This is a genomic window from Halopseudomonas pelagia CL-AP6 (assembly GCF_000410875.1).
Classification (GTDB): domain Bacteria; phylum Pseudomonadota; class Gammaproteobacteria; order Pseudomonadales; family Pseudomonadaceae; genus Halopseudomonas; species Halopseudomonas pelagia.
Genome location: NZ_AROI01000015.1, coordinates 51432 through 67490 on the forward strand (window position 1 = coordinate 51432; position 16059 = coordinate 67490).

At 59.4% G+C, this 16059-nt stretch carries 12 protein-coding genes; 7 read left to right on the plus strand and 5 right to left on the minus strand.

Annotated features, from left to right (window positions below; genetic code table 11):
• Positions 1 to 26: 26 nt before the first annotated feature.
• Positions 27 to 1103: a DUF3080 family protein gene (locus K787_RS0112705; protein WP_028614899.1), complete on the plus strand. Its 1077-nt coding sequence runs from the start codon at positions 27 to 29 to the stop codon at positions 1101 to 1103.
• A 217-nt stretch (positions 1104 to 1320) separates the two neighbouring features.
• Here K787_RS0112705 and tusA read toward each other — a convergent pair whose 3' ends face one another.
• Positions 1321 to 1557 carry a sulfurtransferase TusA gene (tusA, locus tag K787_RS0112710; RefSeq protein ID WP_022963181.1) on the minus strand — a complete coding sequence of 79 codons (237 nt, stop codon included), beginning with the start codon at positions 1555 to 1557 and terminating at the stop codon, positions 1321 to 1323.
• 154 nt (positions 1558 to 1711) lie between these two features.
• Here tusA and K787_RS0112715 point away from each other — a divergent pair, with 154 nt between their 5' ends.
• Complete coding sequence (locus K787_RS0112715) at positions 1712 to 1996, plus strand: antibiotic biosynthesis monooxygenase family protein (protein ID WP_022963182.1); 285 nt, start codon at positions 1712 to 1714, stop codon at positions 1994 to 1996.
• Between the two features lie 35 nt (positions 1997 to 2031).
• Here K787_RS0112715 and rlmM read toward each other — a convergent pair whose 3' ends face one another.
• Both rlmM and metE read right to left on the minus strand, forming a co-directional pair.
• Positions 2032 to 3117 (minus strand): 23S rRNA (cytidine(2498)-2'-O)-methyltransferase RlmM, encoded by a 1086-nt coding sequence (gene rlmM / locus K787_RS0112720; protein ID WP_022963183.1) that lies wholly within the window; start codon positions 3115 to 3117, stop codon positions 2032 to 2034.
• 29 nt (positions 3118 to 3146) lie between these two features.
• Entirely contained in the window at positions 3147 to 5477 is a 2331-nt protein-coding gene (gene metE / locus K787_RS23070; RefSeq protein WP_022963184.1) for a 5-methyltetrahydropteroyltriglutamate--homocysteine S-methyltransferase, read from the minus strand.
• Between the two features lie 139 nt (positions 5478 to 5616).
• Between metE and K787_RS0112730 the strand changes: the two genes are divergently transcribed.
• From K787_RS0112730 to K787_RS0112745, 4 genes are all read left to right on the plus strand, one after another.
• A complete protein-coding gene (locus tag K787_RS0112730) occupies positions 5617 to 6540 on the plus strand; it encodes a LysR family transcriptional regulator (protein ID WP_022963185.1) in 924 nt (307 codons plus the stop codon).
• 144 nt (positions 6541 to 6684) lie between these two features.
• Positions 6685 to 8550, plus strand: coding sequence for a carboxylesterase family protein (locus K787_RS0112735; protein WP_022963186.1), 1866 nt, complete (start codon positions 6685 to 6687; stop codon positions 8548 to 8550).
• Between the two features lie 239 nt (positions 8551 to 8789).
• Positions 8790 to 9647 carry a poly(ethylene terephthalate) hydrolase family protein gene (locus K787_RS0112740; protein WP_022963187.1) on the plus strand — a complete coding sequence of 286 codons (858 nt, stop codon included), beginning with the start codon at positions 8790 to 8792 and terminating at the stop codon, positions 9645 to 9647.
• A 172-nt stretch (positions 9648 to 9819) separates the two neighbouring features.
• Complete coding sequence (locus tag K787_RS0112745) at positions 9820 to 10443, plus strand: QsdR family transcriptional regulator (protein ID WP_152486839.1); 624 nt, start codon at positions 9820 to 9822, stop codon at positions 10441 to 10443.
• 24 nt (positions 10444 to 10467) lie between these two features.
• Here K787_RS0112745 and K787_RS0112750 read toward each other — a convergent pair whose 3' ends face one another.
• On the minus strand, positions 10468 to 12063 hold the full coding sequence (locus K787_RS0112750; RefSeq protein ID WP_022963189.1) for an ATP-binding protein: 1596 nt from the start codon (positions 12061 to 12063) through the stop codon (positions 10468 to 10470).
• On the minus strand, positions 12064 to 12777 hold the full coding sequence (locus tag K787_RS0112755) for a response regulator (RefSeq protein WP_022963190.1): 714 nt from the start codon (positions 12775 to 12777) through the stop codon (positions 12064 to 12066).
• 400 nt (positions 12778 to 13177) lie between these two features.
• Between K787_RS0112755 and K787_RS0112760 the strand changes: the two genes are divergently transcribed.
• Positions 13178 to 16033 carry a ribonucleoside-diphosphate reductase subunit alpha gene (locus tag K787_RS0112760; RefSeq protein WP_022963191.1) on the plus strand — a complete coding sequence of 952 codons (2856 nt, stop codon included), beginning with the start codon at positions 13178 to 13180 and terminating at the stop codon, positions 16031 to 16033.
• Positions 16034 to 16059 lie beyond the last annotated feature (26 nt).

The window sequence follows — 16059 nt, forward strand, 5'->3', positions numbered from 1 at the left end:
TCGGATTCCGACCTCCCCAGAGAGACATGATGCGTCCCTTTGTGCTGATATTCGCCTGCTACTTGCTGCTCTCCGGCTGCGAACGTGCGCCCGAGGCCAGCCAACAAATGGACAATTATCTGGAGCGCGTCGGCCGTGTGCTGGATGCACCCTGGACGCAATTCGACAGCCAAAACCTCAGCCACTATCGCGTCGGCCCGCGCCGTCAGCGTATGTTACCCGTGGCCGCACAGCGGATCGGCATGCTTGACCTGCTGGTCGAATCGCGCCGCTGCCAGACCCTGCAGCAGAGCGTCAGCCAGCGCAACAGCAGCCTGGGTAAAGTGATGCCCTGGAGTCACCGACTGGCAGCCGATGGCGAACTGATTCGGGCCCTGGATGACTGTATCGAGGTCATCCATGACGACCCATCGCGTCAGGCACTACTGGCTGACCTGCAGCGCATCGCCACGACTAAGCGCGACGAACTGCATAGCGTATTCTGGAACGCGCTGAATGCTAGCAGTGAATTTGAGTATTACCTGCGCTTTGCCGATACTCCATTACCGGTTTCCAGCAGCGCATTGAGCGATCAATCGGCAATCAACGCCCTGCAACAGCTGACCGCCATCGGGCAAGCATTGCCCGGCCAGCTTCCGCCGCCGCGAGCCGTTCTGGAGGAGCACTTTCAGGCATTACAGCGCAGCCAACGCGGAAGCGAGTTGATCCACAGTCTTGCCCGGCTGACCCATATGCTCGAGCAGGCCACCGCCATGCTCGGCAGCGAGCGCGCGCAAAAACTTTGCCCACTGGGCCAGCCCACGCCGCGCTCGCAGATTCTGCTCAACGTATTTGTGACTTTCTATGCCGGTGAGATACAACCCTACCTGGCTCAGGTTCAGCGCCTGGGCCAGCCTTGGCAGCAAAGCCTTAGCGAGTTAGCACAGGTGCCGGCAATTCCCCAGGACACAAAAGCCTATTTGCAGGCGCTGGTGGGGTCAGAGGACTCGCTCTGGGCGCGCTACCAACAACAATTGGCCGCACACAGCGCAGCCTGGCAGGACGTATTGGGGCGATGCCAATCAAGCCCAGGGCAATCCGGCTGGCAAGATAGGCTCCAGTAGCGACCGCTTCCCGGAACCGCTGGCGTGGGAGTGGCCGAGTTCCATCTCGGCCGACGGTGCTCGGCGCCACCCCGCTGTCGAGATGGAACTCGACAATCCCAGCAACAACCCAACCAGCATTTCATTTCCTGGAAAGAAAACCCGAACGCCCACTCCGCCCCTGGGAGTGGCCGAGTTCCATCTCGGCCAGTAGGGCGTCAAAGGCGCGCGAACAACTCTATTGTTTGCGCAGGAGGTAACGGTACACGCCATCTGTTTCGCTGCGTTCGACCAGTTCGTGGCCAAGAAAGGAGCAGAAGCGCGGAATATCACGTTCGGTAGAGGGGTCGGTGGCCAGCACTTCGAGCAATTCCCCGGCCTGCATGTCACGCACGGCATTGTGCAACAGCATGACCGGTTCGGGGCACATCAGGCCTTGGGCGTCGAGTTGTTTGTCTGGCTGGTTGGCCGTCACGGGCGTTTGTCCTGATATGGGATAAAGAAGTGGCGTAAAAAAGCATTATCCGTAAAAGCACAAGCACTTGCCAGCCGCGCTAACAGAGTCGACACTGTATGACAGAAGCGCCAATCAAGGTGCCATACATCACTTGATAAGCAAGGACTTATTGATGATCAAAGTTATGATCGAACGTATTATTGCCGAAGGCCTCGAACAACCCTACGAAGAAGCTGCGCGTAAAGTCATTCAACAGGCAGTGCAGTCACCCGGTTTTATTTCTGGCGAGTCGTTCCGCGATCTGGAGCGGCCCAACCACCGCGTCGTCATGGTCACCTGGCAGAACCGCCACTCGTGGGAACGCTGGGAAAATTCCCCAGCGCGCTTCGATAGCATCAGCGCTTTTGCTCCAATGCTGGAGGAAGAGGAGCGCATCACCCTGCTTGAGCCGCTATAACTGTTTGGGTAACCAGTTGAGCGGCCCGCAGCCAATTAACTAAGGGTCTGAATCTTGAAGCTACCCGCGTGCAGAATACGCACGTGGCAGGTCACTTCTTCACGGTCGCTATAGAGTTGCTTGCAGGCGACCGTGGCTTTAACACCCGCCTCGTCCAGCGCATCCTGCACATGTTCCATGCATTGCAGCACTTCCTGATAGCGGCGCTTCATCGGCAGCTTGAAGTTAACGATCGCCTCGCGGCACCAACCACGACCCACCCAGCGTGCCAGCAGGGCGCTGGAGCGTGCCGGTTTGTCGACAATATCGCAGACCATCCAGTGCACAGTCTTTTTCGGCTTGAACAGGTAACCATCGGCCTGGACATGTTCTACCTGGCCACTGTCCATCAGGCTCTGGGCCATCGGGCCGTTGTCCACCGCCACCACTTTCATATGCCGATTGACCATCTGCCAGGTCCAGCCACCCGGTGCTGCGCCCAGGTCTACCGCAGTCATGCCCGGTGCCAGACGCGCATCCCAGTCATCCCGTGGAATAAAATGATGCCAGGCCTCTTCCAGCTTCAGGGTTGAACGGCTTGGCGCATCGCGCGGGACTTTCAGGCGCGGAATGCCCATCGGCCAGGGCGCGGCGTTGTTGGCCCAGGACCAACCGACAAACACCCGCGTGCCACTCTCGAAACACAGGTGCAAACGTGGCATCTCGGTTTTAGCCGGGCGCACAAAGCGGGTCTTGGTCAGTGCTGATTCCAACGGTTTGCTGAGCTTTTTAGTCAGCGCGGCCATGGCTTTGCCGTCGTTGGTATCAGCCGTTTCCAGCCACATGCAGGAGGCGATTGGGCCCTTGGAACAGGCGGTGATGATCGGCGCGATGCGATCTTCCACCGGCACGTCTAGCCAACTGCCCAAGGCCCATTGCCGTACAAATATCAGCTGGCGAAAATTCAGCTTGTGCATCAGCCGCTCGGCGTCGCCTTCACCCGGGCAAACAAAGCGCACCAGCGCCGACCCGTCCTTGGTCACGGCGTAACCGGCAATGCCCTTGGCAGAGGACAGCTCCTGCATTTCAGCAGCCGCTTCGCCCTCAAATCCGGGACGGCAGTGCAACAACAATTCCTGCATGGTCTAGCTCCAGCATGATTTACCGGCCGCTACTCTACAGGCTGCGCCCTCCGGGTAGAAGCAGAATGCGACGGGGCGCCGACGGTCTCGGCGCGCAACTGCTGCGTGGCCTCGACCATCGCGGCCAAAGCTGCACGGGTTTCCGGCCAGCCGCGGGTCTTCAGGCCGCAGTCCGGATTGACCCATAGGCGTTCAGCCGGCACTACCCTGGCCGCCTTGCGCAGCAGCCTGACCATCTCCGCCACTTGCGGCACGCGCGGGGAATGGATGTCGTACACCCCCGGCCCTATCGCATTCGGATAGGCGTAGTCAGCGAAGGCTTCAAGCAGCTCCATATCCGAGCGTGACGTTTCAATGGTAATGACATCCGCATCCATCGCTGCAATCGAATCAAGAATATGGTTGAACTCGCTGTAACACATATGGGTATGGATCTGCGTTGTATCCTGCACCCCACTGGCGCTCAGTCGGAAGGCAGCGGCAGCCCAGTCCAGATACGCCGGTTGCGCCGCCGCACGCAGGGGCAAGCCTTCGCGGAAGGCCGGCTCATCGATCTGGATGATGCCAATGCCGGCCGCCTCCAGATCCACCACCTCATCACGGATCGCCAGCGCCAGCTGCCGCGCACTCAGTTCACGGCTCACATCCTCACGCGGGAATGACCACATCAGCATGGTGACCGGGCCAGTGAGCATGCCCTTCATGGGTTTGCTGGTGAGGCTTTGCGCATAGCGCGTCCACTCTACGGTCATCGGCTTTGGTCGGCTGATGTCACCGAAGATGATCGGCGGCTTGACGCAACGCGAACCGTAGCTCTGCACCCAACCAAAACGCGAGAACGCATAACCGCTCAGTTGCTCGCCAAAATACTCGACCATGTCATTGCGCTCGGCCTCGCCGTGCACCAGTACATCCAGGCCCAGCACTTCCTGCTCGCGCACCACCAACTCGATTTCCGCACGCATCGCACTGACGTAATCCGCCTCGGCCAGGCGGCCTTGCTTGAAGGCCTGGCGGCTGGCGCGAATCTCCGTTGTTTGCGGAAATGAACCAATGGTGGTGGTTGGCCAAGCGGGCAGTTTCAATGCCTGCTGTTGTAGCCATTCACGCTGCGGGTAGGCCGAGCTGCGCTGGCTGTGCTGTGTCTCTACTGCGGCCAGACGCTGCGCGACCGCTGGATCATGAATGCGCGCTGATTGCCGGCGCGCCTGTTGAATAGCATCCGAGGCCGCCAGTGCCTGACCCACGGCCGCATCCTCAGGCGTGTTGAGCGCGCGTGCCAGCAGGCTGACCTCGGCGACTTTTTGCGTCGCAAATGCCAGCCAGCCAAGCAGCTCTGCGTCCAGTTGATCCTCGCGCTGTAAATCCACCGGACTATGCAACAACGAACAACTCGGCGCGACCCACAGCCGTTCACCCCAGCGCTCCTTGGCCTGTGCCAACTGCGCCAAGGCCGCGCTCAGATCACAACGCCAGATATTACGGCCATTGACCACCCCCAGTGATAGCACCTTATAGCTCGGCAGCCGGTCAAGAATCAGCGGCAGTTGCTCGGGGGCGCGCACCAGATCCACATGCAGCCCCTCCACCGGCAGATTACAGGCCAGGCCCAGATTGTCTTCCAGCCCACCAAAGAAAGTAGCGACCAGTTTTTTCAGCGGCGCCCGCTGCAGCAGGTTATAAGCACTTTCATAGGCCGCCTTCCAGTCCGCCGGCAAATCCAGCACCAGCGCCGGCTCGTCGATCTGCACCCACTCCACGCCCTGCTCGGCGAGCCGATTGAATATCTGCACATAAACCGGCAACAGCCGTTCCAGCAGCTCTAGCCTGTCGAACTCCTCACCCTTGGCTTTACCCAACCACAGGTAGCTCAACGGGCCGAGCACCACGGGTTTAACCGCATGCCCCAGCGCCTGCGCCTCGGCTACTTCCTCAAACAGCTGCGTCCATTGCAGGCTGAAGCTTTGATCGCGGCTGAATTCAGGCACCAGGTAGTGATAATTAGTATCAAACCACTTGGTCATCTCGCAGGCAAAAGTCTCTTTGCCGCCCTGGCTAACACCGCGGGCCATCTGAAACAGCGTATCTAGCGTCGGTGCAGTGTCTGTAGCAAAGCGCGGCGGCACGGCGCCGACGGCCAGGCTGTGCGTGAGCACCTGGTCATACCAGGCAAAATCGCCGACCGGCAACAGATCCAGCCCGGCGTCCGCCTGCACCTGCCAATGCCGCGCGCGCAATTCGCGGCCCACCTGCAACAGTGCATCTTGTTCGATCTTGCCTGCCCAATAGGCCTCAAGTGCCTTTTTCAGTTCGCGGTCGCGACCGATGCGGGGGAATCCCAGCGAGTGAGCCAAAGCCATAACCTTCTCCACAATATTTCACAATGTTTGATGTCGTGGCGCTATGGTCCGCTGCGGCGGCTACTGAATCAAACTCATCCTTTTAATGCTAAACTTCGATTTCATTCATGTTGCATTTTATTCGTTGAGGCCCGCCGCCATGCTCGAGCTACGTCACCTGCGCACCCTCGCCACCCTGCGTGAAGCCGAAAGCCTGGTGGAGGCAGCCGAGCGCTTGCACCTGACGCAGTCAGCGCTATCGCACCAGCTTAAGGATCTGGAAGAACGCCTGGGTCTGCCGCTGTTCGTACGCAAGAGCAAGCCGGTGCGCTTTACCAGCGCTGGTCTGCGGTTGTTACGTCTTGCCGATAACCTGTTACCGCAGGTGCGCCAGGCCGAGCGTGACCTGCAACGTCTGGCCGGCGGCCAGGCCGGACGCCTGCATATGGCCATTGAGTGCCATAGCTGCTTCCAGTGGTTGATGCCAACCATCGATCAGTTCCGCAACGCCTGGCCGGAAGTAGAAGTCGATTTTGCCTCTGGGTTCTTTTTCGCGCCCCTGCCCGCCCTGGCGCGTGGCGAGCTGGATCTGGTGGTTACTTCAGATCCACAGGAGATCAACGGCATCACTTACGTACCGCTGTTTACCTACGAGGCGGTATTGGCAATCAGCAACCAGCATCCGCTGGTCAGCCGCAACCATATAGAACCGCCGGACTTGGCCGCAGAAACGCTGATCAGCTACCCGGTTGATCGTGAACGCCTGGATATCTTCAAACAGTTTCTCGACCCCGCTGGCGTGGAGCCGCTTGCAGTGCGCAACGCCGAGCTGACGGTAATGATGATGCAACTGGTTGCCTCCGGTCGCGGCGTTTGCTGCCTGCCCAACTGGGCCATTGCCGAGTACCTGCAGCGCGGCTACGTGAGCGCCCGCCCACTCGGCGCCGAGGGCCTGTTCGGCACGCTCTACGCCGCCGTGCGTGAAGATATGCTGGAGATGTCTTACCTGCAGGACTTCCTGCTCACTGCCAAAGATACGTCGTTTGCGACGCTAGATGGCGTCAGCGCCAAAATAAGCCACTAGCCAGTTGATATATATTTCTCGCTTATGCCTGTTCATAAAAAACTGTTTACATCTATTCTGGATTGAGCATTGCTAAAAACTGTGCCAACTCAGGACCGTCCTATCTTCTGTCCTCTGATAACAACAATAACCAGGAGAAGCTCGATGTATAGTCGCGCAGGCAATAAAACACGCTCCATTTTCACGCAAAAAAGAACCTTGATTACCACCATCGCCCTGGCTACCGGCTCATTGGTACTCGCCGGCTGCCTGGGTGGCGGTGGTGGTAGTGATTCAGATGATCCCAGCCGTGCACAACTGACCCTGAGCAACGGGACTGTCAAAGGCATTGTCACGGCCGACATGCTGATCTGGCATGGCCTACCTTATGCCCAGCCACCGGTCGGCGACCTACGCTGGCGTGCGCCTCTGCCGCCACAAAACTGGAGTGGCACCCTGGATGCCACCGAACGTGCTGCCGAATGCGTGCAGGCCGAAACCACCACCCAGTGGCTGCGCACCACCAATATGGTGGGCGATGAGGATTGCCTGATCGTCGATATCTACCGCCCCAACCGCAGTGACTTCCAGGATGAAGCTCTACCTGTGTACGTATGGATTCACGGCGGTTCAAACAATTTTGGTACTGCCAAACAGTACGACGGCCGTGCCCTGGCCAATCACTCCGACGTGGTCGTGGTCGTAGTGCAATATCGGCTCGGACCATTGGGCTGGTTTTTCCACCCGGATGTACAGACCGGCGGCGCGGATGATGCACTGTCAGACTCGGGCAACTTCGGCACGCTGGACACCATTCGCGCATTGGAATGGATCCAGACCAATATTGCCGATTTCGGCGGCGATCCTGACAACGTGACCATCACCGGCGAATCCGCCGGCGCGCATAATGTGCTCAATTTGATGGTCTCGCCGGAGGCCGGCGGCGGGCTCTTCCACCGCGCCATGTCCCAGAGCGGCGCAATGAATACCGTTAGCCCCTCCAGCGCACGCAATTCGGCCAACAGCCATATCGAATGGTTGATTCGCCTGCTGGAAGACCGCAAAACACCCAGTACCCCCATCAGCGAGGCCGATGCCACGCAAATGCGTGAAGAGATGGAAGCCGCCGGTACCCTGGACGAATACCTGCGTGCGGCCGAAGGCCGGGACCTCTACCAGGCGGTAGTCAACTACAACACGCTCGGCGTTTACGGTGCAATCGAGGACGGTACGGTGATTCCCACCGGCGGTTGGATTCCCAGCTTCACTAGCGGCAATTTCAACAATGTGCCGGTGATCCTGGGTGCCAACGAGTACGAGATGAAGTCATTCATGCCGCTGTACGGAGGAGCGGTTAAAGCGGCGCTGCCGAACGTGCCCTCACCCCCGGACAAAAGCTGGCTAGATCTGCTAGCCGTCGCCTTTACAGGCACCCAAACCCTGGACGAAGTGCTACCCACCCAGCAGGATAAAGATACCTACGAGATCACCGGCTACTACGGTGGGCGCGCCTGGCGGGCGAAATACGTAGATGAACTAGCGCGCCTGATCAGCCAACACCAGCCCGCTACCTATGCCTATGATTTCCGCTGGGGCACCCAGTCGGGCCCCTCGCCGTTCAACTTCATCTACGGCGCCGGTCACGCAGGGGACATCTCTTTCTTCCTCGGTGCGGGTGAGGGTCTGTTCGAGCTGCCCTTCACCGATGAAAACCAAGCCGGGCGAGTTGAACTGCAGGAATCGATGATGAGCTATCTGGCCGACTTTGCTCGAGATGGCGACCCCAATGGCAGTGCCAGTTCAGCGCAACCTCAATGGGTTGCCTGGACGCCCGCGCCCGACCAGGACAAAGTCATCGTGTTTGACGCCTCCAACGCCGCAGCTGATGTCAGCATGTCCGCCGAAGAGCTAACGCTGGCAGGCGTCAACGCCGCCTGGACTACCGCGCTGGCAGCCGCCGGCCTGAGCCCGCAGGAAATCGGTACGCTGCCGTTCATCTTCGGCCAAACCGAGAACTACTCCACCCCGTAAAGCCCATCATGCTCGGAGTAAAACGGGACTCAGGTCCCGTTTTTTTATTACGTTGCGCCCCGGCTTGCTGTTAGTCAGGCCTAAACCCAACAAAGCGCCAGCGCATGTCTCAAATTTAACCCAAATAGGCGAATGTGATGCACTAGCTTCGACGTTAGGATTTGTCTCGTACCGAGCCTGATACTGGTTCAACCAGCGGTCTCAACCGACATAAAAACAACCTCGAAGAGAGATCAACAATGAAGTCAACCACCTGTACACTCACCGCCCTTGCCGGGGCAATGCTCTTGTCCACGTCCGTACTGGCGACCAACCCCACTCCGCCTCCAAGCAGCGGTGACGGCACCTTCCCACCGGTATCAAGCTTTGACGGCAGCGGCCCCTTTGCCACCACCAGTGGTAATGAGGGCCCCAGCTGCCGCATCTACCGGCCGCGCACCCTGGGTGAAAACGGCTTGCGCCACCCGATCATCATTTGGGGCAATGGCACCGGCAGCACGCCGACCACCTACAGCAGCCTTCTCGACCACTGGGCCAGCCACGGCTTTGTGGTGGCCGCAGCGCGCACATCCAACGCCGGTTCAGGCGACGACATGATCGACTGCCTGGATTACCTGGTGCAGCAAAATGGCCGCAGCAGCGGCACCTATGCTGGCAACCTGGACGTTAACCGCGTGGGCAGCACCGGTCACTCGCAAGGGGGTGGTGGTTCAATCATGGCAGGGCGTGATAGCCGCGTTACGGTAACGGCGCCGTTCCAGCCCTATACCATCGGCCTGGGTCATCGCTCGTCCTCGCAGAGCCAACAGAATGGTCCGATGTTTCTGATGACCGGCGGGCGCGACACCATCGCCTCACCCACACTGAATGCCGCACCGGTATTCAGCCGCGCCAACGTGCCGGTATTCTGGGGCGAACGCACCACTGCCAGTCACTTTGAACCTGTCGGCAATGGCGGCGACTACCGTGGCCCATCAACTGCGTGGTTCCGCTACCACCTGATGGACGACACCTCGGCAGAAAGCACCTTTTACGGCAGCAACTGTGGCCTGTGCAGCAACTTCCGTTGGGATGTGCAGCGCAAAGGCATCAATTGAGCTGCGTCGAACCGCACTGCTGATCTGAACCGCCGGTTATCTTTCGATAACCGGCTTTTAAAACCGACAATTCATCCAATGATTCACCGCCGGGACACTTCTAATCTTGGTATCGCCCTTGCTACTATAGGCGCCGAGAGAGCCAATACATAAAGTCACACAGGCAGTGAATATGAGCAGTCAACCTACCCCCCTTTCCATGGCGTTATCCCAGCGCAAGTCTGATGAGCGCGCCACTCCGATCACCGCCTTTCGCATGGCCACACGCTGGTGGCTAGAAGGCCGCCGGCTAAACCTGTCATTGCTGGCTGAAGAGCTGGGCATTGGCCGCGCTACGCTGATGCGCTGGGTGGGCAACAAGGATCTGCTGATGGGCGAGATCCTCTGGTCACAGTACAAACTTATTTACGACAAGGCCATTGAGCGCGCCGCTGAAGACGCGTCACTGGATGGGATTGAGTTTCTGGTACAGATCTATACCGATATCAATATCGCGCTGATCAATGCCAAACCCATGCATGACTTCCTGCACGCCGAGCCGCAGTGGGGTCTGCAGCTGCTGACATCGAATATCTCCGGCCTACAAAGCCGGCTGATTGAAACCTGGCGGCAACTGTTCGACGAGCAAATCAAGGCGGGAAAAATCAATCCGGAAATGGATGCCGAGAGCCTGGCCTACTTCATCATTCGGATTGGCGAAGGCGCCATCTATTGCGATCTGATCTGCGGGCGTACGCCCAATCCAGGCCCGGCCAGCCAGGCCTTCCGCCTGTTGGTTAACGGCCACAGCCGCTAGCGTCATGCGTTCGGCCGGTGCGGCTCAGCTACGCCGCACCGGCCAATCGAGGCTGAAATCTGCACCACCCAGCGCTTCGGAACGCCCTACCCGGGCGCGCCCGTCATGCCAATAGATCACCCGCCGCACGATAGACAAACCCAGGCCGTAACCGCCCGAGGCCCGCGTGCGGCTGTCATCCAGACGCAGGAACGGAGTAAAGATGCGTTCGCGCCATTCTTCCTTGATACCCGGGCCGTCATCTTCCACATGGATGCTACAGCGCCCGTAGGTAACCCGCGTGGTGATGCGCACCTGGCTCACCGCATGCCGCTGCGCATTACTCACCAGGTTGGTAATAGCCCGCTGCAAATAAAGCGGCTCCGCCTCAATGCGCTGCGCCCGGCCCAAAGACAGGTCCTGCACCTCAAGCGTCACGTGCTGGTGCAGCGGCTCCAACTCTTTGACTACCCGCATGACCATCGCCGGCACATCGACCTCCTGCATGTTCAGTGCCGGGGCGCCTTGCTCCAGGCGGGCATAGGTCAGAATCTCGTCCACCAGTTTATCCAGCTCGCTGAGATCACCATCCATACCCTGCAAGTAGCGGGTCAGGTCAGCTTCATTGTCAGCGGTTTCGACCATTTCCAGACCAAAGCGCAGACGCGCGATCGGCGTGCGCAGCTCGTGGGAAACCGCGCCAATCATTTCCCGCTGGGTGCGCATCAGACGTTGCAGGTGGCTGGCCATATCATTGAAGGCCTTGGCCAGACGCCCTACCGAATCGGCCGCAGCTTCATCCACCCGGGCATTCAGATTGCCGCGGGTCAGGTGGGTGGCTGCTGCCTCCAGCACCATCAGGCGCTGCTCGAGCTGGCGTACCAACAGGTAGATCAGCAAGCCGGACAGAGTCAGGACCAGTAGCCCGATAATCAGCAACATCTGCGCCGGGTATTCTTTCATCTGATACAGCGGCCCCAGGCTCAACACCCACTCGGTGTCCGGGATCTTCATATACAGCAACACCGAATCGCCCTCCGGCCCGAGGGTCATCAGCGTATCCAGCTCGTCGAGGCGGCGACGCTGGTCAGCATCCAGGTCGGCTTCGTGTATACGGGTAAGAATCAGCGGGTAGCCAAAGCCTTTTTCCCGCCGCAGCTGTTGCAGCCGCGATGGCATATCCGCTTCCGGGGCACGAACCAGCTCATCGGAAATCAGAAACAGCGTGGCGCGACCCAACTGCTCGGTAATCCGGTGAATTTCCGTGGTCAGCACCATCTCGGTGCTTAAATCCACCAGGCTGTATACGCGCACATCGTCGTTGCCGCTGGGCTTGACCAACACCTGGCCGCGGATCAACCGCGCCCAACTGCTGGAATCCAGATTCAAATCATCCAGCGCTTTCAGCTCAAGTGGCACACCAATCAGCCGCTGCCAGGCTGCCATTGCCCGCAGGCGCTCGCTATCGTCCATGGGTTTGAGGTTGTCTGCCATCAGCCGGAAGGTGCCGCTGGCGATACGCTCGCGGTAATCCTCGGCACGCACGTCGTTGATCAGATGGATGCTAAGCAGCGCCAACAGCGACACCGTGACCAGAATCAGCAGCATGCCGCCATAAATGCGCAGGAAGATGGAATTCATTCAGGGCTGAACAGCAACAAACAGGTAGCCCTTGCTACGCACTGTCTTGATGATGCGCGGCAGTTCGGGGTCGTCGCCGATTTTCGGCCGGATACGCGAGATGCGCACGTCGATCGAGCGGTCCTGGCCGTCGTATTCGATGCCGCGCAGGGAATTGAAAATCTCCTCGCGGCTGAGCACGCGTCCGGCATTGTTGGCCAGCAACCAGAGCAGATCAAATTCCGCCCCGGTCAGATCAATCAGTTCATTCTGCAGCCAGGCCTCGCGGCGCGCCTGGTCGATCACCAGTGGTCCGAATGTCAAGCGCGTCACCTCGCGCTCTGCCAGCGGTTCATTGTCCGCACTGCGGCGTAGCAAGGCACGGATACGCGCCAGCAATACCTGTGGGCGCACTGGTTTGTTGACGTAATCGTCAGCGCCCAGCTCCAGCCCTTGAATATGATCTTCATCTTCGCTGCGCGCCGTCAGCATCAGGATTGGCCGCGCATAGCCAGTGGCGCGCAGGCGCTTGCAGATGGACAACCCATCTTCGCCGGGCAGCATCAGATCCAGCACCACCAGATCTGGATTGCTCGCCAAAATTCGCTCCACTGCCCCGCCACCGTCGGTCAACAGCTCAACCTCCAGCCCCTGGGAGACCAGAAAAGCCTCGATCAAGGCAGCCAGTTTAACGTCGTCTTCAACGATCAGTATTCGTCCGCTATCTGCATGCACCACAGCACCAACCCCGAATCACCCGCCAGTAAGACCGGCGATTGTAGCAACAGGCCGAGAAAACACCTACCTACTATCCTGACAAGGGTTATTTTGGGCAGCATACACTATATATAGTGTTTATTTTTTAAGGCCACGCTAAAGGTCAAAAATGGTCTGAAAGCCTGAAAATACGCTATTTAGAGCGTCGCGAACCTGAACCTCGCCAGTAAATAGCCATCAGGAAAACTCCTTATTCAGACTTGCATAACGTCAATTCACACACTATCTTGTGCCACAGATTAAATACATCACTACATGTAGATTATTTTCAGCGGTGCGAGCAACGACCAGTACGGCAGCAGCGGAAAACACTATATGTAGTAACCCTTATCAATCAGGCCATGCCAAGGAGATCGTCATGCAGCCCACCAGCCAACCCAACCCCCACTCTAGCGACAATGCCCCGGGGAGCACGCTGCAAGGCGGTCAGCACGAGCAGGATTTGAACCTCACCGCCCCCGGCCAGATCCGCGTGATCAAGCGCAACGGCACCCTGATGGGTTACACCGACGACAAGATCAAGGTTGCCATCACCAAGGCCTTCCTCGCAGTCGAGGGCGGCCAGGCTGCCGCCTCCAGCCGTATTCACCAGACCGTGAATCAGCTTACCGAAACCATCAGCGCCATCTTCAAACGCCGTATGCCCTCTGGCGGCACGCTGCATATCGAAGAGATTCAGGACCAGGTGGAACTGGCGCTGATGCGCGCCGGTGAGCAGAAGGTTGCCCGCAGCTACGTGCTCTACCGCGAAGAACATTCGCGCCAGCGCCAGGCGCGCCAGCCGGTTGAAGCGCACCCCACGCTAAACGTCACCCAGGCCGATGGCAGCCGCGTACCCCTGGACATCGGCCGCATGCACACCATTATCGACGAGGCCTGCGAAGGTCTGGCCGAGGTGGATGCCAAGCTGATCGAACGCGAAACCCTGAAGAACCTCTACGACGGCGTAACCCAGCAGGACGTCAACACCGCCCTGGTCATGACCGCTCGCACTTTGGTCGAGCGCGAGCCGAACTACAGCCACGTGACCGCCCGCCTGCTGATGGATACCCTGCGCGCCGAAGCCCTGGGCTTTCTCGGCGTCGCCGACAGCGCTACCCACCACGAAATGGCCGAGCTGTATGCCAAGGCCCTGCCCGCCTACATCAATAAAGGCGCGGAGCTGGAGCTAGTCGATTCACGCCTGAAGGAGTTTGACCTGGAGGCACTGGGCGCCGCGCTGGATCATACCCGCGATCAACAGTTCTCCTACCTCGGCCTGCAGACCCTGTACGACCGTTACTTCATTCATAAGGACGGCGTGCGCTTCGAGCTGCCGCAGATTTTCTTTATGCGCGTCGCCATGGGCCTGGCGATTGAAGAGTCCGACCGCAACGCCCGCGCCATCGAGTTCTACAAGCTGCTCTCCAGCTTCGACTATATGGCCTCCACGCCCACACTGTTCAACGCCGGCACCCTGCGCCCGCAGCTGTCCAGCTGCTATCTGACCACCGTACCGGACGAGCTGTCGGGTATTTACCACGCGATTCATGACAACGCCATGCTCTCGAAATTCGCCGGTGGCCTGGGTAACGACTGGACCAACGTGCGCGCACTGGGCTCCTACATCAAGGGCACCAACGGCAAATCCCAAGGCGTCGTGCCCTTCCTCAAGGTGGTCAATGACACCGCCGTTGCGGTAAACCAGGGCGGCAAGCGCAAGGGCGCCGTGTGTGCCTACCTGGAAACCTGGCACCTGGATATCGAAGAATTCCTCGAGCTGCGCAAGAACACCGGTGACGACCGTCGCCGCACCCACGACATGAACACCGCCAACTGGATTCCCGACCTGTTCATGAAGCGCGTATTCGAAGACGGCAAGTGGACGCTGTTCTCCCCATCCGATACGCCAGACCTGCACGACCTGACCGGCAAGGCCTTCGAGGAGCGCTACGAGTATTACGAAGCGCTGATCGAGTACGGCAAGCTCAAACTGCACAAGACCATCCAGGCCCGCGACCTGTGGCGCAAGATGCTCAGCATGCTGTTCGAAACCGGCCACCCGTGGATCACCTTCAAGGACGCCTGTAATCTACGCAGCCCGCAGCAGCACGTCGGCGTGGTACACAGCTCGAACCTGTGCACCGAAATCACCCTGAACACCTCGGCCGATGAAATCGCCGTGTGCAACCTGGGCTCGGTCAACCTGCCGAACCATATCGTGGACGGCAAGCTGGACACCGCCAAGCTCGCGGCCACCATCAAGACCGCCGTGCGCATGCTGGATAACGTCATCGACATCAACTACTACTCGGTGCCGCAGGCAAAGAACTCCAACCTCAAGCACCGCCCCGTGGGCCTGGGCATCATGGGCTTTCAGGATGCGCTCTACCTGCAACACATCGCCTACGGCTCCGATGCCGCCGTCAGCTTTGCCGATCAGTCGATGGAAGCGGTCAGCTACTACGCCATCCAGGCCTCCTGCGACCTGGCCGAAGAGCGCGGCAGCTATGCGACCTTTGAAGGCTCCTTGTGGAACCAGGGCATATTGCCGCTGGACTCGCTGGATATTCTCATCGAACAGCGCGGCGCCAAGTACATCGAAGTCGACCGCAGCCAGACCCTGGACTGGGAGCCCCTGCGCCAGCGCGCCAAGCAAGGCATGCGCAACTCCAACATCATGGCCATCGCGCCGACCGCGACCATCGCCAACATCACCGGCGTCTCCCAGTCGATCGAGCCGACCTATCAGAACCTGTACGTCAAATCGAACCTGTCCGGCGAATTCACCGTGATCAACCCCTACCTGGTACGCGACCTCAAGGCGCGCAACCTCTGGGACCCGGTAATGGTTAACGACCTGAAGTTCTACGACGGCTCGGTACAGCAGATCGACCGCGTGCCGGACGACCTCAAAGCGCTTTATGCCACCGCCTTTGAAGTGGAAACCCGCTGGATAGTCGAAGCCGCCAGCCGCCGCCAGAAGTGGATCGACCAGGCGCAGTCACTCAACCTGTACATCGCCGGCGCCTCCGGCAAGGCACTCGACGTGACCTACCGCATGGCTTGGTACCGGGGCCTGAAAACCACCTACTACCTGCGCGCCCTGGCCGCCACCAGCACCGAGAAATCCACCGTCGACACCGGCAAACTCAACGCCGTCTCCAACGGGGCCCCCGCCCCGGTACCGAAGGCCTGTGCAATCGATGAACCAGACTGCGAGGCCTGCCAATAACAGCTAGGAGCGACCGCCCGTCGCGA